The sequence below is a fragment of the Psychromonas sp. psych-6C06 genome (assembly GCF_002835465.1).
GTDB lineage: Bacteria > Pseudomonadota > Gammaproteobacteria > Enterobacterales > Psychromonadaceae > Psychromonas.
In genome coordinates, this window is sequence record NZ_PIZM01000006.1 from 513,842 (window position 1) to 539,979 (window position 26,138).

At 38.7% G+C, this 26,138-nt stretch carries 25 protein-coding genes and 3 tRNA genes; 14 read left to right on the forward strand and 14 right to left on the reverse strand.

The genetic code is table 11. From position 1 onward, the window contains the following. Positions 1–5: 5 nt before the first annotated feature. The 3 genes from pflA to focA all read right to left on the reverse strand — a co-directional run bounded on the left by pflA (position 6) and on the right by focA (position 4,109). The gene (gene pflA, locus CW745_RS10870) at positions 6–746 is read right to left on the reverse strand and encodes a pyruvate formate lyase 1-activating protein (protein WP_101108681.1); all 741 of its coding nucleotides are present in this window, start codon (positions 744–746) and stop codon (positions 6–8) included. A 149-nt stretch (positions 747–895) separates the two neighbouring features. Continuing rightward, positions 896–3,181: a formate C-acetyltransferase gene (gene pflB, locus CW745_RS10875; RefSeq protein ID WP_101108682.1), complete on the reverse strand. Its 2,286-nt coding sequence runs from the start codon at positions 3,179–3,181 to the stop codon at positions 896–898. 58 nt (positions 3,182–3,239) lie between these two features. Then, positions 3,240–4,109 carry a formate transporter FocA gene (gene focA, locus CW745_RS10880; RefSeq protein WP_101108683.1) on the reverse strand — a complete coding sequence of 290 codons (870 nt, stop codon included), beginning with the start codon at positions 4,107–4,109 and terminating at the stop codon, positions 3,240–3,242. A 363-nt stretch (positions 4,110–4,472) separates the two neighbouring features. On the opposite strand from focA, the gene CW745_RS10885 reads away from it, so the two are divergent. Beyond that, positions 4,473–4,976, forward strand: coding sequence for an ACT domain-containing protein (locus tag CW745_RS10885; protein ID WP_101108684.1), 504 nt, complete (start codon positions 4,473–4,475; stop codon positions 4,974–4,976). A 311-nt stretch (positions 4,977–5,287) separates the two neighbouring features. Here CW745_RS10885 and CW745_RS10890 read toward each other — a convergent pair whose 3' ends face one another. Continuing rightward, positions 5,288–6,784, reverse strand: a complete 1,497-nt coding sequence (locus CW745_RS10890) for a DUF3360 family protein (protein ID WP_101108685.1) — start codon at positions 6,782–6,784, stop codon at positions 5,288–5,290. A 535-nt stretch (positions 6,785–7,319) separates the two neighbouring features. Beyond that, positions 7,320–7,838: a flavodoxin FldB gene (gene fldB / locus CW745_RS10895; RefSeq protein ID WP_101108686.1), complete on the reverse strand. Its 519-nt coding sequence runs from the start codon at positions 7,836–7,838 to the stop codon at positions 7,320–7,322. Positions 7,839–7,925: 87 nt separating this feature from the next. Here fldB and xerD point away from each other — a divergent pair, with 87 nt between their 5' ends. The 7 genes from xerD (at position 7,926) to CW745_RS10930 (ending at position 13,943) form a co-directional block, all read left to right on the forward strand. Continuing rightward, the gene (gene xerD / locus CW745_RS10900) at positions 7,926–8,822 is read left to right on the forward strand and encodes a site-specific tyrosine recombinase XerD (RefSeq protein WP_101108687.1); all 897 of its coding nucleotides are present in this window, start codon (positions 7,926–7,928) and stop codon (positions 8,820–8,822) included. A 169-nt stretch (positions 8,823–8,991) separates the two neighbouring features. Then, positions 8,992–9,750 carry a DUF3450 domain-containing protein gene (locus CW745_RS10905; protein ID WP_193755585.1) on the forward strand — a complete coding sequence of 253 codons (759 nt, stop codon included), beginning with the start codon at positions 8,992–8,994 and terminating at the stop codon, positions 9,748–9,750. Further along, positions 9,750–11,141: a MotA/TolQ/ExbB proton channel family protein gene (locus CW745_RS10910; protein ID WP_101108689.1), complete on the forward strand. Its 1,392-nt coding sequence runs from the start codon at positions 9,750–9,752 to the stop codon at positions 11,139–11,141. The genes CW745_RS10905 and CW745_RS10910 overlap by 1 nt, the downstream gene beginning before the upstream one ends. After that, positions 11,138–11,677 carry a MotA/TolQ/ExbB proton channel family protein gene (locus CW745_RS10915; protein ID WP_101108690.1) on the forward strand — a complete coding sequence of 180 codons (540 nt, stop codon included), beginning with the start codon at positions 11,138–11,140 and terminating at the stop codon, positions 11,675–11,677. The genes CW745_RS10910 and CW745_RS10915 overlap by 4 nt, the downstream gene beginning before the upstream one ends. Positions 11,678–11,683: 6 nt before the next feature. Beyond that, entirely contained in the window at positions 11,684–12,088 is a 405-nt protein-coding gene (locus tag CW745_RS10920) for a biopolymer transporter ExbD (RefSeq protein ID WP_101108691.1), read from the forward strand. After that, complete coding sequence (locus CW745_RS10925) at positions 12,088–12,738, forward strand: energy transducer TonB (RefSeq protein WP_101108692.1); 651 nt, start codon at positions 12,088–12,090, stop codon at positions 12,736–12,738. The genes CW745_RS10920 and CW745_RS10925 overlap by 1 nt, the downstream gene beginning before the upstream one ends. Beyond that, positions 12,735–13,943, forward strand: coding sequence for a tetratricopeptide repeat protein (locus tag CW745_RS10930; RefSeq protein ID WP_101108693.1), 1,209 nt, complete (start codon positions 12,735–12,737; stop codon positions 13,941–13,943). Before CW745_RS10925 ends, CW745_RS10930 begins: the two co-directional genes overlap by 4 nt. Positions 13,944–14,447: 504 nt before the next feature. Here CW745_RS10930 and CW745_RS10935 read toward each other — a convergent pair. The 5 genes from CW745_RS10935 to mutY all read right to left on the reverse strand — a co-directional run bounded on the left by CW745_RS10935 (position 14,448) and on the right by mutY (position 16,359). Further along, positions 14,448–14,523: transfer RNA gene (locus CW745_RS10935), tRNA-Phe, on the reverse strand. A 36-nt stretch (positions 14,524–14,559) separates the two neighbouring features. Continuing rightward, positions 14,560–14,635: transfer RNA gene (locus tag CW745_RS10940), tRNA-Thr, on the reverse strand. Between the two features lie 73 nt (positions 14,636–14,708). Then, positions 14,709–14,784: transfer RNA gene (locus CW745_RS10945), tRNA-Phe, on the reverse strand. 181 nt (positions 14,785–14,965) lie between these two features. Next, the gene (locus tag CW745_RS10950; RefSeq protein ID WP_101108694.1) at positions 14,966–15,235 is read right to left on the reverse strand and encodes an oxidative damage protection protein; all 270 of its coding nucleotides are present in this window, start codon (positions 15,233–15,235) and stop codon (positions 14,966–14,968) included. 56 nt (positions 15,236–15,291) lie between these two features. Beyond that, entirely contained in the window at positions 15,292–16,359 is a 1,068-nt protein-coding gene (gene mutY, locus CW745_RS10955; protein WP_101108695.1) for an A/G-specific adenine glycosylase, read from the reverse strand. A gap of 172 nt (positions 16,360–16,531) precedes the next feature. Here mutY and trmB point away from each other — a divergent pair, with 172 nt between their 5' ends. Together trmB and CW745_RS10965 are read left to right on the forward strand one after the other, a co-directional pair. Next, on the forward strand, positions 16,532–17,272 hold the full coding sequence (gene trmB, locus CW745_RS10960) for a tRNA (guanosine(46)-N7)-methyltransferase TrmB (protein WP_101108696.1): 741 nt from the start codon (positions 16,532–16,534) through the stop codon (positions 17,270–17,272). A 298-nt stretch (positions 17,273–17,570) separates the two neighbouring features. Continuing rightward, positions 17,571–17,777 (forward strand): cold-shock protein, encoded by a 207-nt coding sequence (locus CW745_RS10965; RefSeq protein ID WP_101108697.1) that lies wholly within the window; start codon positions 17,571–17,573, stop codon positions 17,775–17,777. Positions 17,778–17,894: 117 nt separating this feature from the next. Here CW745_RS10965 and CW745_RS10970 read toward each other — a convergent pair whose 3' ends face one another. Further along, positions 17,895–18,272 carry a DUF3461 family protein gene (locus CW745_RS10970; protein ID WP_101108698.1) on the reverse strand — a complete coding sequence of 126 codons (378 nt, stop codon included), beginning with the start codon at positions 18,270–18,272 and terminating at the stop codon, positions 17,895–17,897. Positions 18,273–18,817: 545 nt separating this feature from the next. Between CW745_RS10970 and CW745_RS10975 the strand changes: the two genes are divergently transcribed. Next, positions 18,818–19,447: a DUF5610 domain-containing protein gene (locus CW745_RS10975; RefSeq protein ID WP_101108699.1), complete on the forward strand. Its 630-nt coding sequence runs from the start codon at positions 18,818–18,820 to the stop codon at positions 19,445–19,447. On the opposite strand, the gene CW745_RS10980 is transcribed toward CW745_RS10975, so the two are convergent. Next, positions 19,433–20,092 (reverse strand): hypothetical protein, encoded by a 660-nt coding sequence (locus tag CW745_RS10980; RefSeq protein WP_101108700.1) that lies wholly within the window; start codon positions 20,090–20,092, stop codon positions 19,433–19,435. The two genes, CW745_RS10975 and CW745_RS10980, sit on opposite strands and share 15 nt — an antisense overlap. A gap of 444 nt (positions 20,093–20,536) precedes the next feature. On the opposite strand from CW745_RS10980, the gene CW745_RS10985 reads away from it, so the two are divergent. Both CW745_RS10985 and CW745_RS10990 read left to right on the forward strand, forming a co-directional pair. Continuing rightward, positions 20,537–22,042, forward strand: coding sequence for an ABC transporter substrate-binding protein (locus CW745_RS10985; RefSeq protein WP_101108701.1), 1,506 nt, complete (start codon positions 20,537–20,539; stop codon positions 22,040–22,042). Between the two features lies 1 nt (position 22,043). Next, positions 22,044–23,639 (forward strand): GGDEF domain-containing protein, encoded by a 1,596-nt coding sequence (locus tag CW745_RS10990; RefSeq protein ID WP_101108702.1) that lies wholly within the window; start codon positions 22,044–22,046, stop codon positions 23,637–23,639. A 284-nt stretch (positions 23,640–23,923) separates the two neighbouring features. Here the strand turns inward: CW745_RS10990 and tsaA are convergent, their stop codons facing one another. Further along, a complete protein-coding gene (tsaA, locus tag CW745_RS10995; protein WP_101108703.1) occupies positions 23,924–24,628 on the reverse strand; it encodes a tRNA (N6-threonylcarbamoyladenosine(37)-N6)-methyltransferase TrmO in 705 nt (234 codons plus the stop codon). Then, on the reverse strand, positions 24,621–25,010 hold the full coding sequence (gene rcsF / locus CW745_RS11000; protein WP_101108704.1) for an Rcs stress response system protein RcsF: 390 nt from the start codon (positions 25,008–25,010) through the stop codon (positions 24,621–24,623). The genes tsaA and rcsF overlap by 8 nt, the downstream gene beginning before the upstream one ends. A 68-nt stretch (positions 25,011–25,078) precedes the next feature. On the opposite strand from rcsF, the gene gmhB reads away from it, so the two are divergent. Then, positions 25,079–25,639: a D-glycero-beta-D-manno-heptose 1,7-bisphosphate 7-phosphatase gene (gmhB, locus tag CW745_RS11005; RefSeq protein WP_101108705.1), complete on the forward strand. Its 561-nt coding sequence runs from the start codon at positions 25,079–25,081 to the stop codon at positions 25,637–25,639. The last annotated feature ends 499 nt before the right edge of the window (positions 25,640–26,138 follow it).

The window sequence follows — 26,138 nt, forward strand, 5'->3', positions numbered from 1 at the left end:
GGGGATTAATATATAACGTTGTCGTTATATTGAAGCAGTATATTTTTAATCTCTTCCATGGTCTCACGTGCTGGTGGGCTAACACCATCTAATGGATAAATTTCACCCATCGCAGTCCACTTGTGTTTACCTAGTTCGTGATAAGGCAACATTTCGATTTTTTCTATGTTTTTCATTGGCTGAATAAACTTACCTAATGTATGCGCATCTTCTACACAATCGGTATAACCAGGGACAACAACATAGCGTAGGTAGACGGGTTGATTTTGCTCAGCTAGATATTTTGCGAAATCTAGGGTGTACTTATTGCTGACATGAGTAAGATCGATATGTTTTTTATTATCCATCTGTTTAATATCAAGCAACACCAAGTCTGCTACGTCTAATACTGCTTTCGTTGTATCATCAATACGGCGAACAAAACCATTTGTATCCAGACAAGTGTGGATCCCTTCTAAACGGCAAGCCTCAAACATCGCTTTTACAAACTCAGGTTGTAACATCGCTTCACCACCTGAAATAGTGATACCACCACCAGATGCATTCATGAAATGTCGATATTGTAATAACTCGGCCATCAACTCATCAACTGTCATATCTTTACCACCTTCAAGATCCCAGGTATCACGATTGTGGCAATATTTACAACGCATTAAGCAGCCCTGTAAAAAGATAATAAAACGAATTCCTGGGCCATCAACTGTGCCGCAGGTTTCAACTGAATGAACATGTCCGATAACTGACATTATGAAACTCCTAAAAATAATTATCTAATGATACGCATGCGTTGATTAGATAATTATTTTTTACCCAAAAAGAAAGGTTTCATCCGCGAAGATGAAACCTTTTTGATTATAACAGGCAAACCTATTGGTTTGCCTTAATAATTTTTAGTTTATAGCGTTGCTGTGAAAGTACGCGCGATTACGTCATTTTTCTGTTCATCAGTTAACGAGTTAAAACGTACTGCGTAACCAGATACACGGATAGTCAACTGAGGGTACTTATCAGGATTTTCCATCGCATCTAATAACATTTCACGGTTCATTACGTTTACGTTTAAGTGCTGACCACCTTCAATATCAGGCGTATGCTTAAAGTAACCATCCATTAGACCCGCTAAGTTTGCTTTTTGTGACTCGTCAGTTTTACCTAACGCATTTGGTACGATAGAGAATGTGTACGAGATACCATCCTGTGCGTAAGCAAACGGTAGTTTAGAAACAGATGTTAATGATGCTACAGCACCTTTCTCATCACGTCCGTGCATTGGGTTTGCACCTGGTGCAAATGGAGTACCAGCGCGACGACCGTCAGGTGTGTTACCTGTTTTCTTACCGTATACAACGTTAGATGTAATAGTAAGGATAGACTGAGTAGCACGTGCGTTACGGTACATTGGACGAGATTGAATCTTCTTCATGAAGCTTTCAACAAGTTCACAAGCGATATCATCAACACGTGGATCGTTATTACCAAATTTAGGGTAATCGCCTTCGATTTCGAAGTCTGTTGCAATACCATCTTCGTCACGTACAGGTTTAACTGTTGCGTATTTGATTGCTGCTAGTGAGTCAGCTGCAATTGAAAGACCAGCAATACCACAAGCCATTGTGCGAGAAACGTCACGATCGTGAAGTGCCATTAGGGCCGCTTCATAGCTGTATTTGTCATGCATGTAGTGGATACAGTTAAGTGCAGTCACGTATTGCTCTGCTAACCAATCCATGAAGTGGTCAAGGTTTGCGTAAACTTCATCGTAATCTAAAACTTCACCAGTAATTGCTGGAAGTGTTTTAGGGCCGACTTGTGCTTTAGACTTTTCATCTACACCGCCGTTAATTGCGTATAAAAGCGTTTTTGCTAAGTTTGCACGTGCACCGAAGAATTGCATCTGTTTACCAACAATCATTGGCGATACACAACAAGCAATAGCGTAGTCATCGTTGTCGAAGTCGTTACGCATTAGGTCATCATTTTCGTACTGGATTGAAGACGTATCGATAGATACTTTCGCACAGTATTTTTTGAAGTTAATTGGAAGCTCTTCAGACCATAAAACAGTGATGTTTGGCTCTGGAGAAGGACCCATTGTGTATTGAGTATGTAGGAAACGGAAACAGTTTTTAGTCACTAGAGTACGACCATCAACACCCATACCACCGATTGATTCTGTTGCCCAGATAGGGTCACCAGAGAATAGGTCATCGTATTCAGGTGTACGTAGGAAACGAACCATACGTAGTTTCATTACTAGGTGGTCAATAAGCTCTTGTGCTTCAGTCTCAGTAATAACGCCTGCTTGTAGATCTTTCTCGATGAAGATATCTAAGAAAGTAGCAGTACGACCAAATGACATTGCCGCGCCATTTTGAGATTTGATTGCCGCTAGGTAACCAAAGTAAGTCCACTGAATCGCTTCTTTAGCGTTTGTCGCTGGGCCTGAGATATCGCTGCCGTATTTAGCTGCCATCTCTTTCATTTGGCCTAAAGCACGGTATTGCTCGAAGATCTCTTCACGTAGCTTCATCGTATCTTCTAAAGAAGATCCTGCTACTAATTCTGCTTCTAAGCTCTTATGTTGAGATGCTTTCTCAGCCATTAAGAAGTCAATTCCGTAAAGTGCAACACGACGGTAATCACCAATGATACGACCACGGCCGTAAGCATCTGGTAAACCAGTTAATACGCCTGATTTACGACATTTAAGGATGTCACCGGTGTAAACATCGAATACACCTTGGTTATGTGTTTTACGGAATTCAGAGTAAGTTTGCTTGATACCTGGATCAAGTTCTTTACCATATACTTTACAAGAACCATCGATCATACGAATACCACCATTTGGGATAATCGCACGTTTCAGTGGTTTTTCAGTTTGTAGGCCTACAATCGTTTCTAGGTCTTTATTAATGTAGCCTGCATCGTGTGCAGTAATAGTAGAAACAACATCAGTATCAAAATCAACAGGAGCATGTGTTGCATTTTCCTGTTTGATGCCCACCATTACGTTTTCCCAAAGCTCATCAGTTGCTTTAGTTGCATCTGCTAAGAAGCTTTCATCACCGTCAAATGGCGTGTAGTTTTGTTGGATAAAGTCACGAACGTTAACTTCTGTTTTCCAAGCGTCACCAGCAAAGCCGTTCCAAGCTGATGCAAAATCTTCGTTAAGTTTTGTCATAAAGATTTACCTTTATAGTTAGAGATTAAAAAAATAGTACTAGAAATTAAAAAATTATTTATAAAATTGCTTTATGTTTTTTCGATGGTCTCAAATAGATCATCCAGTGCATAAGTCCAACCACTACACCGCCACCAATAATATTACCAATAGTGACCGGAATAAGGTTATGAACAATAAAATTCATTGTCGTTATATCGTTAAATTCACTTGGCAAATGGCCAATTGCAGCCCAAAAATCCGGTGATGCATAATGGTGAATCATAATACCTGTTGGTACCATAAACATGTTGGCAATACTGTGTTCAAAACCCGATGCGACAAACATAGCAACTGGCAATAAAACTGCAAACATTTTATCTGTAATTGTCCGTGCCCCAAAGGCCATCCAAATTGCTAAGCAGACCATGATATTGCAAAGCATGCCTAACGCGACAGCTTCTGTGAATGAATGGTGTAGCTTATGTTGTGCGACTTGCAGGGCATTTAACCCCCATTGGCCATTATCAGCGCTGTAAAGACCGGCAAAAAAGATAAGAAAAACTAAGAATGTTGCACCGATGTAGTTGCCAAAATAAACGACTGCCCAGTTCTTAAGCATGCGCGTTGTGGTAATACGATTGCTTGCTTTGGCGATCAAAGTCAGAGTGCTACTCGTAAATAGCTCACCACCAACAACCACGACTAATAACAGTCCCATACTAAATGCTAAGCCACCAACTAGTTTGCTGATTCCCCAAGGCATTTCTTGGGTACCTGTGGTGACGGTAATGTAGAAAACAAATGCTAGGCTAATAAACATGCCCGCTGTAATAGCAAGATAAAATGCAGATAAAAACGCTTTAGTTGCTTTACTATATGCAACCTCGTCTGCTTTTTCTGTGATTTGATGAGGTAATAACTCATCAATCATGTTCTCTGCTCTCATTGTCTTGTTCCTGTTTCTCGGTACATTTATTAGTCTAGCAAATGATTCTGCAACAAACTTGATATAAATCAATTACGTGAAATTAGTTGTAATTTTATTACAGGTTTGACGCTAATCAGCACCTTTTTAGCTGAAAATAGCCGTGTTACCATTAAAAAAAGCGATAAATGTTGCTAATTTTCTTTAAAGTGTGAGCTGTGTAGGTTGCTTTGTTGAAAAAGTACAGTGGAGATACTGTATCACGCTACCGCAGATCAACAAGCCTTATTTCAGTAGTGGTTTATAATTAGATTATATGTATTATTAAACGATAAGTTTTCTTTTATAACAGTGTCATACAACTGTATTTCGATAAGGAGTGATATGATGAACGTTCAAATAATGGTAACCGTTAGTGGTTCTAATCAAACTGATTTAACAAAAGTATTATCCGATAAGACACATGCGCTAGCGGGAAAATGGTTAAACAGTAAAATTAGCCATATCGATGAATATGTTGCGGGCTTAATCAAAATTGAAATTGATGCTGATAATGTCGAAAAACTACTAACTGAGTTTAAGAGCTTAAATATTCATGTTGAGTCGGTCGATCTAGGAATGGTCACACATGAAAAATCGACGCCACTTGACCTTTGCATTGATGGCAAAGATCGCCCCGGTTTAGTAAGGCATATAACACAAGTGCTAAGTGACAATAGTATTAAAGTAGAAAATATGGAGTGTAATCGACTGGGCGTCCCTGCTATTGGTGGCACACTCTTTACTAGCCACTTTAAAATTGTGGTGGATGAGCAGTTTAATAAAACCGCGTTGGTTTCATCTCTACAAGAGATTGCTGATGATCTGATTATTGATTTAAGCGCTTGAAAAAGGCTTTAAGGCTGGAATGCTTTAAGGCTAGAAAGCTGAACGCAGATAAAAAAAGGCTATAAAGCAGCAATGCTTTATAGCCTTTTTACTTTCAGGCCTTTTAGCCTTCAGCCTTCAAGCTTTGATACCTGTTTGTTCGTGTTACAGAAGCGCTAGAATACTAGTATTTCTGCTATCTAGACGAGTAGAACGACTTTGACTTTACTGACTGCTGATAGCTAACCGCTGAACGCAGATAAAAAAAGGCTATAAAGCAGCAATGCCTTATAGCCTTTTAACTTTCAGGCCTTTCGACCTATCATTTTGCGTTATAGAAGTGCAGGGATACCGTATTGAGCTTCAAACATACCGACTGCAAGCATTGCTAATACACAAACAAACAATACGCTACCTGGGATAATTAGCTTATCTAGCTTAGATAGTTTCTGAGCACGCTCTTTATCACCGATTAAACCATTATTATCAAGTAACATGGTTAATGCCCACGCTAATACTGGATTAAATACAGCAGCAGAGAAGATACAGATACCTGCAGATTGAGAATCTTTAGTATTTTTAATCATCTGCATACCAGCTTCAAGTAGTGGTAAGAATACACCTACTAACAGTGCAACACGCATAACAGGTGGCCATACTGCTACATCCATCGGGAAGCCTAATATAGCAATAATAATACACAGCGAACCTAGTAAGATGGATCCCGCAGGAATTGGACGTTTCGCGATAGCCGCTGGGATCATGTAAGTACCCCAAGATGAAGTGATGTTACCACCACCTACAGCTGTACCGACGATTTGACGAATTGAACAAGTCGTCATTGTGTCATCAACGTCCATTAATACTTTATCTGTATTTCTAGGGTAATTAAGTTCTTGGAATATACGGTGACCTAAAAAATCTGGTGACCACATTGCAACGGCTAAAATAGCAAATGGTAATGATGCAATGAAATGCTCAAGATTAGGAAGACCTAACATCCAGCCTTCAGTTGTGCTTCCCCACCAGTAAACCGGATTTAAATTCGGTAACCCTGTTTCAGTGGTAAATACTAAATCAAAGCCAGCTCCAAAGGCTAGGGCGATAATAAGCCCTGTAATTGCACAGGCTGGAATTGCTAACCAACGCTTATTGATTTTTGCAAGAAATGCATACAATACAACATTAACTGCCAGTACCAATAAACCAACATGTCCCATATCGATGCTTTTTGCCCAACTTTGAATCAGACCAATTTGGCTGAATGCTCCGGTAAAGCCGAGAAAGACTAATAAACCACCAGCAACTCCTTCACTGGTTAAATTAACCAGTTTTGAGCCACCTTTAAAATAGCTAAGTAGTAAACCAAATACACCTAACAATATGGCTAATGCTAATGGGTGAGCACCTGCTAATGCGATAGCTCCAATTAAAGGAATCATTGGGCCATGGTTACCGGCAAGATTTGCACGAGGATTTAATAAGCCTGAGGCGATTACACAGAAAAGTAATGCAGGAATTAACATCTCAACACGCGCTACTTCAATAGCGAACTCTTTACCTAAAGTAACATGTGGCCAAGCTTGAGTTAAACCGTCTGCCCAAGACATCATTACCGCAGAGTACATCGCGATAATACCAATGGTACCAGCGATAGCTGGAACAAGATCTTCCCACTCGAAGTTAAAGTCACGGCCAGGAAGGTTTAATTTCCAACGTCGTGGCTGCATAATTTGTAGTTCGTGATCTAGATAATCAGAGCGAGTTTCGAACTCACTAGCTGGTTTATGCAGTTCGCGATAACTTTTAGTTTGTTTATCGTCCGACATAATGCGGTGTACTCCCTTACGGTTATGAGTGTTTAAGTGATATAGCATTCATGAATAATTCAGTTATTCATGAATGCTATTAATATAGGGTGCTAGCTTAACCAAAGCGATAAATATCCGGTTGATCTGGATCAGAATAGTAACGATGCTGTAATTAAATAACTAAAAAGGAAGAGGTTAAGTGTGATCCGCTTAACGCTAAAATAGCATTAATAGTCTGTTTTGTATGAATATCACACTTTTACGGTATTTTTTGAGCAAAGTGATTTTGTAGCTAAGTTGCCAAAATGTTATGAACCAACAAAAATATTCATAATAACAACATGATTAATTTTGTTAATTTTTTGCCTTTGGAGTTGCCGTGTTATCGCGTTAATTTTTGTAAATATGGCTCTGGGGTTCAGCTGTTAGTCAAACCTGAAACGCCTTGCTAGTCGCTAGATGAAAATCGCTTAGAATGATCCAACCATACTTTATCAATTTTGTTGAAATTTCTTGTGTGGAACAAATTGTAAACTGTCAAACTCAACAACATCTAGAGCTGTGCTTGAATCTCTTCTAATATCTGTAAGCACCATTGTTCAATTCTTTCATCACTTAATTCATATTGGCTATCTTCATCAATCGCTAAGCCCACAAAATGCTGCTTATCATCGGTCAAAGCTTTTGATGCTTCAAATTGGTAACCCGTTACTGGCCATTGCCCAATAAATCGGGGCGATTGTGGTTGTAGTTCAATGTGTAGCATGCCCAATGCATCAACAAACCACTCTCCGTAACCATCTTGATCACCTAAACCAAATAGTGCTACTAATTTATTTTGTACACTAAGTCCGCATACCTCATGCCATAATGCTCCCCAGTCTTCTTGTAACTCACCATAATCCCAAGTAGAGATACCAAATATTAAGATATCGTAGTCGTTTATCTTGCTTAACCCCGCCTCTTTTATGTTATAAATATCCACCAGTTCTGCACCGATTGTAGCTTGGATCTTTTCCGCCACAATTTCCGTGTAACAAGTGCTAGAGCCATAAAATAAGCCGATCTTCATAATGGGTATACCTTCAATAAGAGTGAACACTCAGTATTTCGCAAGTTGTCGAATTGAGTGGATTACGTAAAAAAGAGTAACAGTGTAATGGAAGCATTATCAATTGACCAATTTTTGGATTCATTATGGTTAGAGCGAGGTTTATCACCTAATACTTTGGCTTCTTACCGTTTTGATCTCTGCTTAGTTGAGTCATTTTTAACCGAGCGAAATATTTTGTTATCAGAGGCGAGTTATCAAGATCTCAGTGATTATTTTAGCTTTCGACTAGGTGATGACTTTGAGTATAAAAATAGCTCTACCGCGCGTTTAATGAGTGCATTACGTCGTTATTATCAGTTTTTATGCCGTGAGAAACTACGTGAAGATGATCCTAGCGCAAAACTAAAAAGCCCAAAGACGATAAAGCCACTACCAAAATCATTATCAGAATCAGAAGTAGATGGTTTGCTATCTGCGCCTGATATTAGCGATCCTGTACAGTTTCGTGATAAAGCGATGTTAGAGCTATTGTACGCAACGGGGTTACGTGTTTCGGAGTTAACCGGGTTATCAATTGAGGAGATTAACCTACAACAAGGTGTGGTGCGCATAACGGGTAAAGGCAATAAAACCCGCCTGGTGCCGATGGGGGAGGAAGCGAACTACTGGTTAGATCGTTATATCAATGAAGTAAGAGGGGAGTTACTTAAAGGGCAAAGTAGCGATATTTTATTTCCAAGCAGGCGTGGGAGTGTGATGGTAAGGCAAACTTTTTGGCATCGAATTAAGTTCTATGCACAGGTTTGTATGATCGATAAAGAGCTGATCTCACCCCATGTATTGCGCCATGCCTTTGCTACTCACTTGCTTAATTACGGTGCAGACTTACGCGTGGTACAGATGTTACTAGGCCATAGTGATTTGTCTACCACTCAAATTTATACCCATATAGCGCAAGATCGTTTAAAAAGCTTACATGCTACGCATCATCCTCGCGCTTAATTCTATTTATGTTAGCCATCATCTTTCATCTTTGATGGCTCATTTTCTTTTTTGATGTCTATTTTGTTTTTCTAATCTGGGTTACGTAATTGTTTTAATTACTAGTTGATAATGAGAGTAATTATCGTTAACATTTGGGGATTAATCACATTACTTGGAATCAATTGCCGTGTCTTCGTTTAAATACAGACTACTTATCAGCCCCATTCTCATCCTTTCGCTCTATTCACACGCCACCGATCTTGATCTGTTACAAAAAAATAGTTTGAGTGACCAACAACAAAGTGAACAAGCGCAACAGGCGATTAATGAGCTAGATGATCAAAAATTAGCACTCATTAAACAAGTAGAAGCGCTTGAGTCAGAAGCGCAAAGTCTGGAGGTTTATAACCAATATGTGGCTCGTTTAATTGCCGATCAATCCACTGAAAAGTTATCGCTCAACACACAAATAACCAGTGTCGCAGAAACGCGCCAAGGCTTGGTGCCATTAATGCTCTCTATGTTAGAAACTCTTGCGTCATTTATTGAACTTGATGCACCTTTTTTATTGGATGAGCGAAAAGATCGCTTGCTACGTTTGCAAGCAATGATGGATAAAGCTGATGTGAGCGATGCCGAAAAGTTTCGCCGTATTTTAACGGCTTATCATATCGAGGCGGAATACGGTAACAAGATGGGAGAATACCAAGCGTCATTAACCGTTGATGAACAGCCACGTACGGTTAATTACTTCTATCTTGGGCGCGTCGTCTTTGTTGCCGTTTCACTTGATAGTAAACATGTTTGGTTATGGGACAGGGGTAACCATGATTGGCGCAAGGTAGATTCAGGCTATGCGCGTGATATTAATAAAGCGATCAGAATTGCGCAAAAAACCGATATTCCAGCACTGTTAAAACTGCCACTTCTGAGTGAGGTTAACTAATGAAAAAAATATACCTATTAGCCCTGTGCTTAAGTTTTTCTAATTTTGTATTGGCAACGTCATCAGATAATCGCTTAGATGAGTTGTTATTAAAGGTGAAAGCGCAGCAGGCACAAAACCGAAACCTTGAAACGCAACGCAATAATGATTTTTCCGATGATGTTGCTTATTGGAAAGATAAACAACAGCAAGCAGAGTTACGTTTACTAAAGGCAAAACAAGAAGCAACAGAGAAAGGCAATACTTTTGATAACAATGAAAAGCAACTGATTGTATTAACGGATCTGCTTGCACAAAACAAAGAGAATCTCGGTGAACTTTTTGGTGTTGTCCGCCAAGTTGCAGGTGACTTTTCAGGGCAGATTGAAGGCTCTGTTATCTCTGCCCAATATCCAATGCGTGATGATATTGTCAATGATTTAGCTAAGCGCAAAACATTACCTTCATTGGATGAACTTGAGAAACTTTGGTTTGTGATGTTGCAGGAGATGACAGAGTCAAGCAAGGTGGCATCGTTTAGCACTGAAACACTTGACAAAGAAGGTGTTGCAAGTGAACAGTTACTCACTCGATTAGGTTCTTTTAACCTGACAGATGGAAAGCAATACCTGGTTATTGATAAGCAATCACAACGACCACAACCACTTTCACGACCCGTTGCCAGTGACGTCCAATCGACACTCAATAATTGGCAACCAACATCAAATTCGGTGATGCCATTCTATTTTGACCCGGCACAAGGCGAGCTATTAAGCGTTCTATCACGTACTCCCACTTGGACTGAACGGACACAGCAGGGCGGTATTATTGGCTATATCATTCTCTCTATTTTATTAATTGGTTTAGTGGTTGCTGCTTTACGTTTTGTGTTGCTGAGTAAAGAGTTGCGTAAAATAAACGCTCAGCTAAAACAAAAAGAAGCAAATAACAACAATGCGCTAGGACGTATCATTGCGATTTACCAAAAGAATAAACAGCAACCAACACAATTGTTAGAACTGAAACTTGAAGAAGCGGTATTGCGTGAAGTACCTAGGTTTGAACGGGGCGGAAGTGTGTTAAAAGTATTAGCTGCTATTGCGCCAATGATGGGACTGCTTGGGACGGTAACCGGCATGATTGCTACTTTCCAATCTATTACTTTATTTGGCACAGGTGATCCGAAATTAATGGCTGGGGGTATTTCAATGGCGTTAATTACCACGGTTATGGGCTTGATTGCCGCATTGCCACTGTTACTTATTCATAGCCTTTTACACAGTCGTGCGAACCATCTAATCAACATTATCGAGCAACAAAGTGCCGGTATCATTGCATTGCAAGCAGAGCGTTCACTTGCTCACCTGAAGCAGGGGGCTGATACATCAATTATCGCCAGTAAATGTGCATGAGTGGGTTTAGTCATCTGTATTACTTGATTGAAGCGTTTATCCACAGTGGTGGCCCTGTATTACTAGCGATTACACTACTGCTATTACTGTTGTGGGGCTTACTACTAGAGCGTGGTTATTACTTTTTGTTTAACTTCCCTAAATACCAGAAAAACCTTATTAAAAATTGGCAGGGCCGAAGTGATACCGGCTCTTGGTATGCGTTGCAGATTAGGCAAACGGACTTAGCGCAAGCGAGTATGCAATTAAAGCAAAATATGGACCTTATCAATGCATTGATTAAAGTTTTTCCACTATTAGGGTTGCTCGGTACGGTAAGTGGCATGATTCAGGTTTTTGATGTTGTTGCGGTACACGGTACGGGTAATCCTCGCTTATTAGCATCTGGGATTTCATTAGCCACGATACCCACCATGGCAGGTTTAGTCTGTGCATTATCTGGATTATTTATCTTTTCCCGACTACATAGCCACAGCAAAAAGTTGCAAGCGCAGTTAGCGCGACAGTTAACCATCAATTACATCGCGAGTAAGTAGGAACACATGAGAAAAAGAAAAACGCGTCTTGAAGATGATACGCAAATCGATATGACGCCTATGTTAGACGTTGTCTTTATTATGCTTATCTTCTTTATTGTTACCACGTCATTTGTGCGTGAATCAGGGCTTGAAGTCGATAGACCTTCAGCGGCTACCGCAACACAACAAAGCAAAGCGGGTATTTTTGTCGCGATTAAAGATAGCGGTGAAATATATATTGATAATCGGCAGGTTGATCAACAACGTGTTCGTGCAAGTTTAGAGCGTTTAGTTGCTTCTCAAGGGGAAGTGGGCTTGGTGATTCAAGCTGATAAAGAAACGCGCCATGGCATTGTTGTCAAAGTAATGGATGCAGCGCGTGAGGCGGGAATTAAGCAAATATCTGTTGCTGCACAGGCTGACAACTAATGCGTTTATTGTTTGCTTTTATTGGTGCACCAGTGATGACCTGTGCTTTACTGTATTTCATGGCAAGCCTCATCAACCAACCTATTGCGATGCAACGCGACAAACATAGTAACCCTTACTTTGAACTATTAGTGAATAATCAAGATGAGTCCTATGAGTCGCGTACCAGAAGCAAGCCTATTCCGCCTAAGAATAAACCTGAGCCTGAAATGCCCACAACAGAGGTGCAACAAAGCCAAATTGCATCACCTGATATGAGTGTAGCGCTTGAAATACCAAGTTTAGATCTGAGTAATAACGTCTCGGCTATGGCGATTTCAATGCCAGGTATTGCCAGTGTTGCCCCTCCGGTTGCAGGTGCCAGTCATGATAACAGTGCCATGCCATTGTACCGCGTGCAGCCTCGTTATCCGCGTAGAGCGCTGCGTTTAGGCAAGCAGGGTTACGTGGTTTTATCTTTTGACATCAATGAAGTTGGTAGAGTGATAAATATTAATATTATTGAAGCACAGCCAAAACGCTTATTTGAAAAAGAGGCAAAGCGCGCTCTAAAGCAATGGAAATATAAACCGATGGTGGTCAATGGTGAAGCTGTACCTCAACGAGGACAGCGTATTCGACTTGACTTTGAAATGGAGAATAAGAAGTGAAGCTAAGTAATAAACTGATTCAAATATTATTATGTACACTGTTTATTAGTCATCAACTAGAGGCAAGTAATGATTTTGTTCTCACTGAGCGAGTTGGGAAGCAAGTGGGTAAAGCATTTGAATTGTATGAGCTTGGTAAAATCGATCAAACATTACTGATGATTGAGAAGATTCATCCACGTAGTGATTTTGATAAAGCCTATCTAAAAAGATTCCAAGGTAATTTGCAGTGGGAGAAAGGTCGGCAACAGCAAGCACTCAACTCCCTTGAAATAGCGGTTAATTTAAAGGCCCTTGCACCATTAGAACAACGCCAAAGTGAACGAATGCTAGCTGATTTATACCTGAATCAACAGCAAACTGACGATGCGATTCGCTTGTACCAACACTTAATTGCCGAGGAGCCTAGTGAAGATTTATATAAGCATTTAGCTTTAAGTTATTATCAGAAAAACTCGTGGCAAGCAGTCGTAGATGCGACACGGAATGGAGTTGTTTTAAGCCAGGCATTTAATCAAAGTCTGCACATACTTCAGTTGAGTGGCTTATTTGAGCTAAAAGATTACCAGAATGCGAATCTGACATTACAAAAACTGACTGAACATGATCCAGAAAACAAACGCTGGTGGATGCAACTTATTTCGACCTATCAGTTATTAGGAAGAAGTGAAAATGCTTTAGCGACCTATGAGCAAGCCTATCAACTTGGCTTTATCAATAGTAGTAATGAAATCAAACAACTTGCTAACTTTAGGGCCTCCCTAGGGGCACCTTATCAAGCCGCACAATTATTACAGTCGGCGATAAGTGATAAACGCGTACCAGAGAACGCAAAAAATTACCAACAACTCGCCATGTTTTGGCAAGTTGCCCGTGAGCACGATAAAGCGCAATATTATTGGGGGAAAAGTGCTTCATTAAGTGGGGATGCTAAGCATTATTTAACCCAAGCACAGTTATTACAGCTATTAGGTCGCTATGAGCAGATGCTGGCGGTGCTTTCCGCTATTAAGGCTGAAGATGACTCTCTAAAAGGTCAAGTTGCCTTTGCTAAGGTACAGGGCTTGTTTGCACTAAAGCGTTATCAGAAAGCGAAACTGGTCGCACAGCAGCTGGTTAATGATCCTGATAACAACGAGCGTGCGACGCAGTGGGTTAAATTATTAAACAGCCGCCAGGCTGATGCAAAACAGTTTGCCCTGTAATCTTTTCATTTCATCACACTCAATTCTTTTACTTACCCTAAAATAACAAAGCCCTAAACATTTGCATGCTTAGGGCTTAGATGATGATGTTTCGTCTCTTAGGTTTGTATTAAAAGCTGAACCAAGGACTTTGTCCGTTTCTTAAATACAAAAAAGCCCTAAACATTTGCATGCTTAGGGCTTAAATGATGGTGCTTCGTCTCTCAGGTTTGTATTAAAAGCTGAACCAAGGACTTTGTCCGTTTCTTAAATACAAAAAAGCCCTAAACATTTTCATGCTTAGGGCTTAGATGATGATGTTTCGTCTCTTAGGTTTCTATTAAAAGCTGAACCAAGGACTTTGTCCGTTTCATAAATACAAAAAAGCCCTAAACATTTGCATGCTTAGGGCTTAGATGATGATGTTTCGTCTCTTAGGTTTGTATTAAAAGCTGAACCAAGGACTTTGTCCGTTTCTTAAAAACAAAAAAGCCCTAAACATTTTCATGCTTAGGGCTTAAATGATGGTGCTTCGTCTCGGAATTGAACCAAGGACACGAGGATTTTCAATCCTCTGCTCTACCGACTGAGCTAACGAAGCATAACTTTAGCATCTTATAATCTGATGCGTTGTAAATGGTGCCGACTACCGGAATCGAACTGGTGACCTACTGATTACAAGTCAGTTGCTCTACCGACTGAGCTAAGTCGGCACACGAAAACGTGTGCATTTGCACCGAGGTTATTAACCTCACTTATCGAGATTTTCTTCAATAAGCTAAAATATGGTGCTTCGTCTCGGAATTGAACCAAGGACACGAGGATTTTCAATCCTCTGCTCTACCGACTGAGCTAACGAAGCATCGTTTACCTTTTTACTTATCTCTCTTTCGAGTGACTGCGTTAATTAGGCGTTGTTCTGTGAACGAGGCGTATTAAATAGATTTTCGATTCGATCGTCAACCTATTTTTACGCTTTTATTCTGTTTTTATAGTGTTTGCTTGTACATTGAACATTTGTTGCTTTAATTGTGAGCGTTAACTTACTTTTTAGCAGTATAACCTTCAATTTCTATATCTTTATTTTCAAACAAATATCCAATCATCGCTTCTTCAATTAACTTACGATCTTCTGCTTTCATTAAATTCAGCTTCTTTTCGTTAATAAACATGGTTTGTTTCGCCTGCCATTCGGTCCATGCTTCTTGGCTAATGTTGTCAAAGATGCGTTTTCCGACTTCGCCTGGGATAAGTTGAAAGGCTAAGCCTGGTGCTTCTTTTTTTAGGTAACTACAAAATACGGTGCGTGACATATCTATTCCTTAACTAATGACTCAGTCTTTCTGAGCGGGTGTTTGTTATATAAGTTTTAATTGCAGTGCGATAATTTCTTATTAACTACATTTAAAATCTTTTTAGTCGCAGCTGCTAAGCCAATTTTTTGCGGATGTTGTAAGTTATACCAAAGCGAACCGCAATCTTCCATCACTTGTGAAGGATTGTAATGCTCAACTTCAATTAATAATGGCGTTATATCAAAATGGAAATGGCTAAAAGTGTGTCTAAAAGTGTTTAGTTCACTTTTTTGGTAATTTACTACTCCTTGAGTATCAAGGTGAGTAATTGCTTCTTCAATAGATGAAAATTCAGGAAAACACCATAAGCCTCCCCAAATACCAACCGGTGGACGCTGTTGCAGTTGAATAGCTTCGCCTTTTTCACAAACCACTAACATCACGGCTGACTTTGCCGGAATCTTCTTTTTTGCTTTAGGAGTCGGGTATTGCGTCATACTGTCATTTTTTAACGCAATACAATCATCACTGACTGGGCATTCGTTGCATTTAGGTTTACTGCGCGTGCAGATCATCGCGCCCATATCCATCATTGCCTGATTAAATATATTGGCTTTATTAGTTGGCGTTAAGTGTTCTGCAAGCTGCCATAAGCGGTTTTCTACACGCTTTTCGCCAGTCCAGCCTTCAATCGCTTGATGTCGAGTCAGAACGCGTTTCACATTACCATCGAGAATAGCAAAATTTTTTCCAAGAGTGAGTGATAAAATTGCGCCTGCTGTTGAACGGCCGATGCCTGATAAGGCAATCACCTCATCAAACTCTTCTGGGAACTCGCCATTAAATTGATCGCGTATGGTTTGCGCCGCTTTATGTAAGTTTCGTGCTCTTGCGTAATAGCCTAAACCTGTCCAGTGATGCAAAACTTCATCTATTGGTGCATTTGCCAGATAAGCAACCGTTGGAAAGGCGCGCATGAATTTATTGAAATAAGGGATCACAGTTGCAACTTGAGTTTGTTGCAACATTACTTCGCTGATCCATGTTTTATAAAGACTTTTGTCTATTTGCCATGGTAGCGTTTTACGGCCATGTTGAGCATGCCAATCGACGATGCGCTGGTTAAAATTATTATTTTGCACGGGTTACCTTTATTTCATTGTTGATAAACGAAAGCATAACAGAGTTGCATTAAAAATTAGAATTACAAAAACTAGGTGGTTACCTTACATGGCAGTTTGTATTTTGAAGTTATTAACTATGAGGATATAATGCGCGCCAACATGAAAAAGCAGTCCATTTAAGGTAAGCCAGATGACAGACCAAAAGAACACGCAAGTAGATGAAAATGAAGTGCCTAAAGAGGGCCAAGAAGAGCAAAAGTATATGCGTAAAATCCGCTCTTTTGTAAAGCGTGAAGGGCGCATGACTAATCGCCAACAAACTGCGACTGATACATTGTGGGCAACGATGGGTATCACTTACAAAGAAGAGATGCTGAATTTTGCAGAGGTATTTGGCAACGATAACCCTGTTGTTTTAGAGATCGGTTTTGGTATGGGGAAATCATTAATTGAGATGGCCTTAAATGCCCCTGAAAAAAACTTTGTTGGTATTGAAGTGCATGGTCCTGGTGTTGGTGCATGTTTAGCGGATGCTGGAGAAGCGGGTGTCACTAATTTACGCGTTATGAATCATGATGCTATTGAAGTTTTGGAGTTTATGATTCCTGAGAAAAGCTTGTCTACTTTCCAACTTTATTTTCCTGATCCGTGGCATAAAGCGCGCCATAATAAACGCCGTATCGTTAATGAGGCGTTTATTGAAAATATGCGTCATAAGTTAGTTGTTGGTGGCGTTGTGCATATGGCAACTGATTGGGAACCTTATGCAGAGCATATGTTAGAAGTAATGAATGCCACCTCTAATTTTAAAAATACGGTAGAAGGCGATTATGCACCACGTCCTGATTGGCGTCCCCTTACTAAATTTGAAAGCCGTGGGCACCGTTTAGGCCATGGTGTTTGGGATCTGTTGTTCGAACGTGTTAGCTAATTGAATAATTTGTATGAATGTGAATACGTTGATTCTAGTTGCAAAGTCTTTATAGCAATAAGTGAACTAAAAAGTTCGCTTATTGCTTTTAATTGTCGCTTATTTTAAACAAAGATTGACTTTTAGCTGGGACTCTATAAAGTGCACGCAAGTAGGAAAGAAAGCCTTTTGTTTACATTCAACATTTCGTAGTTTTATTTATAATATCTCGTATCTGTAGTTTTTAAGTTCCAGTCTGTTTTTACGCTACTCACGCCTTTTAAAGGCAATCTAACATTCAAATTACAGGATAAATATTATGTCTAAAGTTCAAGGTACAGTTAAATGGTTCAACGAATCTAAAGGTTTTGGTTTCATCGAGCAAGCTGACGGTCCAGATGTATTTGCTCACTTCAGCGCTATCGCAAGCGAAGGTTTCAAAACTCTTGCTGAAGGCCAGAAAGTAGAATTCACAGTAAGCCAAGGTCAAAAAGGACCAAACGCTGAAAACATCGTAGCTATCTAAGCTATTATGATGAGTTAACTAGGTTTTAAAATAAGCCTTAGTTAAAAAGATTAAAAAATGGCAATCCTTTTGGGTTGCCATTTTTTTTGCGTTATAGAAAATAATGGTGAGTTATTTCTATAATTGTGCAATTTTGGCTTCCATCTCTTTTACTTTATTTGTTACAACGCTCTCTAAATGCTTTAAATCATTGAGCAATTGTTGTTTAACCTCTTTTTCACTGTGTGCATCAATGGCTAACGCATCTAACTCTTTAATTATTTTCCGAAGAGTGGGGTTTATTTCCGACATATTAGTGAATCTATCACCCTGATAACCTCCACTGACTCTTTTTTGCTGACGTTGAAATTTAAACTTGCTACTGCGAGCAAGGAATTCATGGCCTGTTTTCTTAAAATAAACTTTTAAAATATCACGCTCTCCCTCTTGGCGAAGGCTATAGCGTGTTATATCTTCCACATTACGGATACCAATACTTTTTAGATGTGAATGCATAGATTCTCCTATAATACCAAACGAAATAAATAGCTGATCTATTTTACTGGTTAAAGCAACTTACCTCTTCGTTGAAACTATCGCAAAGCGAAAAACCATTAGAACATTAACGTTTTTTGTTAATCTCTCGATAGTGTCGTCAAGTTTCGCCTTGAGTTAAGCTACTTTTCCTGCGCAAAATTTAGATCACATACTTAATTCGATTGGTATAAAAACAATAAGGTATTTATTGTCTAATTATATTCAGTTGTATTAGGTGTAGTTTCTTTTATGTCTAAATTCAACATGCTTTATCAGGTTGCTCACAAAATAAGCTAAAATAATAATACCAAATCCACTAAATAACTGATCAATCTTACTGGTTAAAAGAAGCTATTTCAGCGTTAAAAATTTCGTAAAGGGAACAACCATTTGCATCAATTTTCGCCTTGAACTAACTCCTTTTTCCTGCGTAATATTTGATCACTATATTAGCGGAATTGGTATAAAGGCAGTCATTGAACTGCCGATAACCTATTATGTTTTCCACTATGAGGAAGTGCATCATGGATAATAAAGTATCAACCAATCAAACATACGATCAAAATATACGAGTAAGCGGTAAGAATGATGGCCATGGGGAAAAGTTGGGGCGCTCAGGTGCTCTCCCCAGTGAAACATTAAAAAGTAATAAAGGCCACAGTGTAGTTGCGTCTGTTGAGGTAACCAATAAAAAACGTCTAAATGCATCTATTCTCGAAGCCTCTTTAAAGTATGAGGGTACGATTGCTTCTCAGCCTCAGGCGCTGTTACTAAAAACTGCATTAGAAGGAATTAACGAAGCTTTACAAGAGCTTGGCGTTGAAAAGACGGTAGAACAAAATGTCGAGGAAGCTATTGACGTTAGTCCCGAAGCCACTGCTGAGCGCATTGTTGCCTTTAGCACACAATTTTTTCCATTATATTTAGAGCAACATCCTGAGCTTGCTGAAGAGGAAGCGTTAACTAAATTCACCGATATTATTAGTGGTGGGATTGATCAAGGTTTTGAAGAAGCAAAAGAAGTATTAAGCGGATTAAATGTGTTAGAGGGAGATATTGCTACAAATATCGATAAAACCTACGAACTGGTGCAGCAGGGCTTAGTAGATTTTATCGAACAATATAACTTGCCAGATCCTTCAGTCGTCGAGTAGGAGAGTCTTTAACTCTTGAGTTATCGCGCCAATTTTTTCGTGGTGTTTTTTATGTAAGTAACTATAGGATGTGAGTACAAGCAGAGGTTTAGAATAACAGCGTTTTAATTTTGTGCCTGTTAATTGCATTAAAGAAGGGGCTATATCGTGAGGGAATACGGTAAAACTCATTGGTTTTTTTAGTAATGTTTCAATAGTCCGGGTTATTGTATCTTCTTCGATAAAGCCTACTTTAGACAGCCCATATAGTTGCTTGAAGTAGGTGACTCCTAGCACCCCAATAGGGGTATGCTCTGTGAGTTGTTGAGGGGAAGGGCAAGTTGATTTTTGTGGCACATATACAAATAGCGCTGAACTATTTAGCTTAACAGGGATCATTAGTAAATTTTTATGATCGCGCATGGTATAACTATAGCGGTAAAGTTCCCCATCTAGTTGACCTTTGTTGCTCTTTTGTAGGGTATCTGCATTTTTAAATTCAATAAATTCTACCTGAAAACCGGCATTATTAATGGCCGCTTCAAGTAAATACTGGTAGTTGGTATTAAGCAATTTTAAGTTGGTGCTTGTAGCAATTCTTAGCGGATCGCCAATTGCATTGTTGGAAAACAGGAATATTAGTATTAACTTGATAACTGTATTCATCACCTACTCCTGGGGCTGTTGAACTTTCAAGTTTATTTTTGCAACAAATGTTACCCTTCGGGTTCCACACAACATGCTCTGAGCTTGCTCTATTTGACTGCGTCAAACATTAAGCGATACAAAACGAAGAGACGTTTTACTATCCGTTTGATGAAATTCGCTTAGAATGACTAAGCCACATTCCGCCTACCTTGCTCAAAATACCTTGTACGGAACAAAATTTAACGGAAAAGATCAACAGACCCTAGCCAAAGGGAGAAATTTAAAGATAGCTTAGTTTTGTGAACATGAGCAGTGTTTTAAATTTTGACTGCAAAAATGCTTATCAAGTATCTGCATGTAGAAGAAAACAATTTGTGTTTTTGTTATATAAAAGAACATAAAAATAAAGGCTTGGGCTACAATCAGTTAATTATTTATATGTTTTCACAGGGAGCTCTTTGAGTGAAAATTTTTAACCGTATTGCGCATCGCATGGTTTCTCGACTGCCTAGTTTTTTATTGTTTCTTTGCTTTAGCTGTAATGTTTATGCACAAGCTAAAGGCGATCTGCACCTAGCCATCACGCTCGAACCATCGGTTTTAAACCCAGCTATTAATGCTGCTACAACAATACAAAAAATAACTTATCAAAATATTTTTGAGGGGTTAACCCAGATCGACGAAAATAATCAGGTAAAGCCAAGTTTAGCGAACCATTGGAATGTCGATAAATCAGGGTTACTTTATACCTTTACATTGCAAAAAAATGTATTTTTTCATGATCGAACGCAGCTTACATCTACCATAGTAAAATCATCTTTAGAGCGAATGATTGCATCGAATAGCCTTAATCCTATTCGTAACAAATTTTCAAATATTGAACAAATAATGGTTGTAAGTGAACATGTACTTCGGATTAAGTTAGCATGGTCTGATGGTAATTTTTTATATAATTTAGGTTTACCTAATGCTGTCATACAACATCCTAAATCATGGTCAACGAATGCAATTAAACCGGTGGGAACTGGACCATATCGATTTACTGAATGGAAGCGTGGTGAATATATTAGCTTAGTTGCTAACCATTATTACTGGGGAAAACTAGCACGTATAAAAAATATTAAAATAGATTTTTCTCCTACTCGCTCTGAGGTAGTTAGCCATTTAGCGGATGGTTTACTGGATGGTTATTCGAGTATGACTGAAGTTGGGTTTCTAGACTCTTTGTTTGCTATCCGTCAGGATTATGTGTTGAAAATGGGAGACACGAGTGGTGAGGTTATTATTGCCATGAATCATGCTAACGAGATGTTGGCTTCATTAGAGGTGCGGCGTGCGATAAATATGGCCATTAATAAAAAGGAGATTGCAGATACACCCAACTTTATTACAGGTGCTGAGATTGGTAGTCATTATTCGCCGAATGATATCGCCTATTTAGATTTAACTCAGGCTTACCCTTTTAATTTGTTCGATGCAAAAACATTGCTGGGCAAAGCTGGTGTTCCTTTAAAGCCTTTAACATTAATTGCCCCGCCACCATCTTATGCACAATATATTAGTTTACACGTCCAGCAAATGTTAGAAAAAATTGGTATCAGCGTAAAAATTGAAACTGTCAGCTGGCAGGAATGGTTAAACCGAGTTTATCAAGATAAAGATTATGACTTGACGGTTATTGCGCATACTGAATCGCACGATCTGGATATATACGCACGAGATGATTACTACTTCAATTATAAAAGCCGTGACTATAAAAATATTATTGGTCAATTAAATCGTACGTTAGATCCAACATTGCGAGAACCTTTATTGAAGCAGGCTCAAAAAAAATTAAGTGATGATGCCGTTAATGTATTTCTTTTTATGCTACCTAAAGTTGGTGTCTGGCATAAAGATTTACGCGGATATTGGTTAAATGATCCCATTCCAGCAATGATTTTTTCACAAATGTATTGGCAAAAATAAAATGAAAGCAAAGTTTAAAGATAGGTTGAGTATCAAAGTCGTCTCATTAACCATCATCATGTCGCTCATGACATTATTAGCATCATTGGTGGGCATTACTTCGTTAAATGAATTTAAAACAGAGTATCAAGAGGTTAAAAATCAAAATTTTGATTTATTACTAAAAATGACCGAGCTAAAAGCACAAACTGATGGTTTGATTCATATCTCCACCGAAATGTTACTTACGGAAACACTTAATGAGCTCCAATGGGATATGTTAGAAGTATCGGATAAGCGTCTGTGGGTTGATAAGTTGTTTAAACAGTTGACAGGGCATACAAATAACCATCAAGAATTATTAATATTAAAGTTGCGCCTTTACTCGCACATAGATGAGATATTTCGTATTGTGTCAAATAAATTTAAATTTTCAGAAATATATTTTCAACGTTATGCCGATGTAGAGGAGTTAAAAAAAGAGAGTCTGAAACGAGGTGATTTAGCATTTTATAGCATTTTAGATCGAGCATTAATACAAGCTAACCCAATTGCAAACCAAAGTATTAATGCTGATAGAGAGTCTAGTAGACGAGAGTTGCAAGATTATATTGATAATATTTCAACTGATATTAATGAAAACGAATTACAGTATTTGAAATCTCTTTTTTTAGGTGAGCAGTCATTAGCCGCAAGTTATCAAAACTATGCACAGCAGAAGCAATTAATTGAAGCATTGCGACTAAAAAATGAAGAGTTTTCAGATCTTTTTGTATCCTTTGTTGGCGAAAACGTAACACGAATTCAAGATCGTTTTGTTGTTAAACTTACTAAAATTGAAAATAAACTCAAAGCGCGTAAGCAACGTTTATATTTGGTTGTGTTTTGTTGTTTGTTTGTCACCATTTTTCTTGTTTTGATTCAGCTTGATTTTATTAGACGCATCGAACTAGTTCGTAAAGTCATTAATGCAGGGGAAACGCATCGAAAAATGAGCTTTCCTATTGAAGGAAAAGATGAAATAAGTCGAATGGCACGCGCAGTTAAATCATATATAGAGCGCTTAGTAATTAAAGAGCAGGAGGTATTAGAAACCAACAAACAATTAGAACATCTTGCTTCTCGTGATAGCTTAACGGCTATTTATAATCGCCGTTATTTTGAAACGTTCTTAACAAAAGAAAATTCTCGTTATACTCGGTATAAAGAACTTTACTGTTTAGCGATGATAGATCTAGACTTTTTTAAATTGATCAATGATAACTACGGACATGATGCGGGGGATAAAGTATTAGTTGAATTCACTCAGCGAGTATTAAAGGTAATACGTAACACTGATATTTTTGCCCGTTATGGAGGCGAGGAGTTTGTCATATTGATGCCTAATACAACGCAGAGTAATGCGACTATGTTGATGGAACGAATTCGCTTGGTTATTGAAAAGTCTCCTTATCTTTACAATGAAATAGCTATTCCCTTCACTGTTAGTATTGGCGTGTCAGAGGTACAGCGCATATCCGAAGACGATCCATATAAGCAACTCGCTTTTGTAGATAAAGCATTATATGAAGCCAAACAGAAAGGGCGAAATAGGGTTTGCGTATATAAAAATAACTAGGGATGTAGATTTAAGGTTTTTTGCAACGACTTCTGGCTATTCATACAAGGCTGAGCCTATGCCTTATAGTTATTCGACGTGAATAGGCGACAACGCAGTAAAAATGGTTAACAAATGTTGTCCTGTGGGTTTAATACAAAACTAGAAGTTGTTTTGCTCATGGTAGGAGGAGAGTTACTTAGAGTAACTAAGCAGCATTTTCTCTGGCTTGCTCAAACTGCGCCATATTGAATGAAATTTAAACGGAAAAGTTCAACATACTCTAAATAAGCGTAAATTATTATTTACGCTTTAAGCAAATCAATAGATTCAACTGTCGTCAGATTACCTTCAACATACCAAGTGATGTTAAAGTTTAATAAATTCATAGCGTAGCGCTTATTATCTAGCGTTAATTTTTTGTAGGCTGGACGGGGATCTTGCTTTAGTACTTCAGTTATTAATACCTTTAACTGGTTATTGTTTGCGGTGGCATGTTCAGTTTGTTGTGTAAATACTACCTGCATCGAAGTCTCTGGGATATGTTGTGCAAATCCAGCTCGTGCTTCAGGTTTTAAATCAGCGTAGGGAATATAAGGCTTGATATCAATGATTGGGGTACCATCAACGAGATCGATATTACTAAGGCGTAAAAATAACTTGCCTTGTTTTTGTTCAATTCCATGAAACTCTACTAACGATAGGCCTATGGGGTTAGGTCTATTGGGACTACGTGTGGCAAACACACCTACGCGCTTGTTGCCACCAAGCCTAGGTGGGCGGACCATAGGTTGCCACTTTATTGATTGCTTATTTTTATGAAAAATAAACATTAACCATAAATGGCTAAATTCATCTAATCCACTGAACGCGTTGATATCATCATACGGTGCATGTATTTCAAGTAATGCACTCGCGCTTGGCACCAAGCCTGGTTGTCTTGGTACTGCAAATTTCTCTTTATACGGGGAGTGTATTGTTGCAATAGGTGTAAGTGGGGGATTACTCAACTTGATTACTCTCTAGCAATATTGCTTGCCCATAACAGATAACATTTGATAAGCAGGTTTTATCTGCTTCAAAATTTATGCAAGATTGAAAAACAATCCCATTAGCATGCATGTTGGCCGCATTGATTCGAGCATTAGTACGAGCCTCTTTTATGTCCGCCGGTGGTTGGTTGGATTTCTGTTGGCAACTACTTCCCTCTACCGCGCCTAGTAACTGATGATCTAAGTTTACTAAGTCAGATTTAGAATATACGGTAACTTGAGATGGCTTAAAGTATTCCTCAAAATTGTCTTTATCAAGATTAGAAGAAAACTGGTAATTACTACAACCAGTTAAAATAATAATGGATATTAATGTGCTAAAGCGAAGCATAGGGTGCATTAAGAAACTCTTTATAATAGAAGAAAAAAAGCGATAATAGCATCGCTTAATAAATTATAGGAAAAAGTATGACAGCAAGTAATAAAAAACGTGCCATTTTTCTCGATAGAGATGGTGTCATAAATGTAGATAATGGTTATGTTTCGGTTGTTGATGACTTTGAGTTTATTGACGGAGTAATAGAAGCTTTACAGAGATTGAAAGATAAAGGGTATTTAATTGTAGTGATCACTAATCAATCAGGCATCGCACGCGGATATTTTACCGAGGAGCAATTCCATACCTTAACTGAATGGATGGATTGGTCATTAGTAGATCGTGGCGTTGAGTTAGATGGAATCTATTACTGCCCGCATCATGCCGAATATGGTATTGGAAAATACAAAATGGATTGTGAATGCCGTAAACCGAAGGCTGGTATGATAAATGAGGCGGTACAAGAATTAAATATAGATATTACTCAATCAATATTGGTAGGGGATAAAGTATCAGATATTCAAGCTGGATTAGTTGCTGGGATCACAACAAATTATTTAGTGCGCACGGGTAAAGCGATTACGACACAGGGTGAAGAGCTTGCTACAGCAATTTATGATGATTTAGCATCAGCGGTTGAAACTATACAGTAGTAATGTGGGTAACTTGCTATTTTCTGTGGGTAACTTGTTATCAAAATAGGTATAAAAATTAAAACCAATTTAATACAAATAAACGCTTGCTAATGTGATCTCAACCCCTATAATGCGACCCCACAGACACGGACGGCAACGCAAGTTACCAACCAAGTCCGAAGCAACAAACTCCTTACTCTAAGGTAAGCGATTTTGAGTCAACTAAAACGTTTAAAGTAATTTAAAATAAACGATTGACAAGCTTCAAAGGTAGCGTATTATACGCACCTCGCTGATACGGCCTAGCCGGTAAGCACGCTCTTTAACAATTTAATCAAACAATCTGTGTGAGCATTGATAGTAGATTTCAAAATAGTCCTTCGGGACAAAAAATCAATATCAGTGACACACGAATTAATTCATTAATAGGTCGAAAAGATTTATCTTTTTGATGATTAACGAGACGTATTGAACTTGTTCAATCGTAGTTAATTCAGAATAACATTGTAAATCAGAA

Excerpts from the sequence above, each read along its gene's own strand:
- CW745_RS10910 (WP_101108689.1), top strand. The coding sequence starts at position 9,750 with ATGAAAAAAATATACCTATTAGCCCTGTGCTTAAGTTTTTCTAATTTT.
- fldB (WP_101108686.1), bottom strand. The coding sequence starts at position 7,838 with ATGAAGATCGGCTTATTTTATGGCTCTAGCACTTGTTACACGGAAATT.
- CW745_RS10885 (WP_101108684.1), top strand. The coding sequence starts at position 4,473 with ATGATGAACGTTCAAATAATGGTAACCGTTAGTGGTTCTAATCAAACT.
- CW745_RS10915 (WP_101108690.1), top strand. The coding sequence starts at position 11,138 with ATGAGTGGGTTTAGTCATCTGTATTACTTGATTGAAGCGTTTATCCAC.
- trmB (WP_101108696.1), top strand. The coding sequence starts at position 16,532 with ATGACAGACCAAAAGAACACGCAAGTAGATGAAAATGAAGTGCCTAAA.
- CW745_RS10980 (WP_101108700.1), bottom strand. The coding sequence starts at position 20,092 with ATGAATACAGTTATCAAGTTAATACTAATATTCCTGTTTTCCAACAAT.
- CW745_RS10950 (WP_101108694.1), bottom strand. The coding sequence starts at position 15,235 with ATGTCACGCACCGTATTTTGTAGTTACCTAAAAAAAGAAGCACCAGGC.
- focA (WP_101108683.1), bottom strand. The coding sequence starts at position 4,109 with ATGAGAGCAGAGAACATGATTGATGAGTTATTACCTCATCAAATCACA.
- CW745_RS10965 (WP_101108697.1), top strand. The coding sequence starts at position 17,571 with ATGTCTAAAGTTCAAGGTACAGTTAAATGGTTCAACGAATCTAAAGGT.
- CW745_RS10990 (WP_101108702.1), top strand. The coding sequence starts at position 22,044 with ATGAAAGCAAAGTTTAAAGATAGGTTGAGTATCAAAGTCGTCTCATTA.
- gmhB (WP_101108705.1), top strand. The coding sequence starts at position 25,079 with ATGACAGCAAGTAATAAAAAACGTGCCATTTTTCTCGATAGAGATGGT.
- xerD (WP_101108687.1), top strand. The coding sequence starts at position 7,926 with ATGGAAGCATTATCAATTGACCAATTTTTGGATTCATTATGGTTAGAG.
- pflA (WP_101108681.1), bottom strand. The coding sequence starts at position 746 with ATGTCAGTTATCGGACATGTTCATTCAGTTGAAACCTGCGGCACAGTT.
- CW745_RS10970 (WP_101108698.1), bottom strand. The coding sequence starts at position 18,272 with ATGCATTCACATCTAAAAAGTATTGGTATCCGTAATGTGGAAGATATA.
- pflB (WP_101108682.1), bottom strand. The coding sequence starts at position 3,181 with ATGACAAAACTTAACGAAGATTTTGCATCAGCTTGGAACGGCTTTGCT.
- rcsF (WP_101108704.1), bottom strand. The coding sequence starts at position 25,010 with ATGCACCCTATGCTTCGCTTTAGCACATTAATATCCATTATTATTTTA.
- CW745_RS10925 (WP_101108692.1), top strand. The coding sequence starts at position 12,088 with ATGCGTTTATTGTTTGCTTTTATTGGTGCACCAGTGATGACCTGTGCT.
- CW745_RS10975 (WP_101108699.1), top strand. The coding sequence starts at position 18,818 with ATGGATAATAAAGTATCAACCAATCAAACATACGATCAAAATATACGA.
- CW745_RS10890 (WP_101108685.1), bottom strand. The coding sequence starts at position 6,784 with ATGTCGGACGATAAACAAACTAAAAGTTATCGCGAACTGCATAAACCA.
- CW745_RS10920 (WP_101108691.1), top strand. The coding sequence starts at position 11,684 with ATGAGAAAAAGAAAAACGCGTCTTGAAGATGATACGCAAATCGATATG.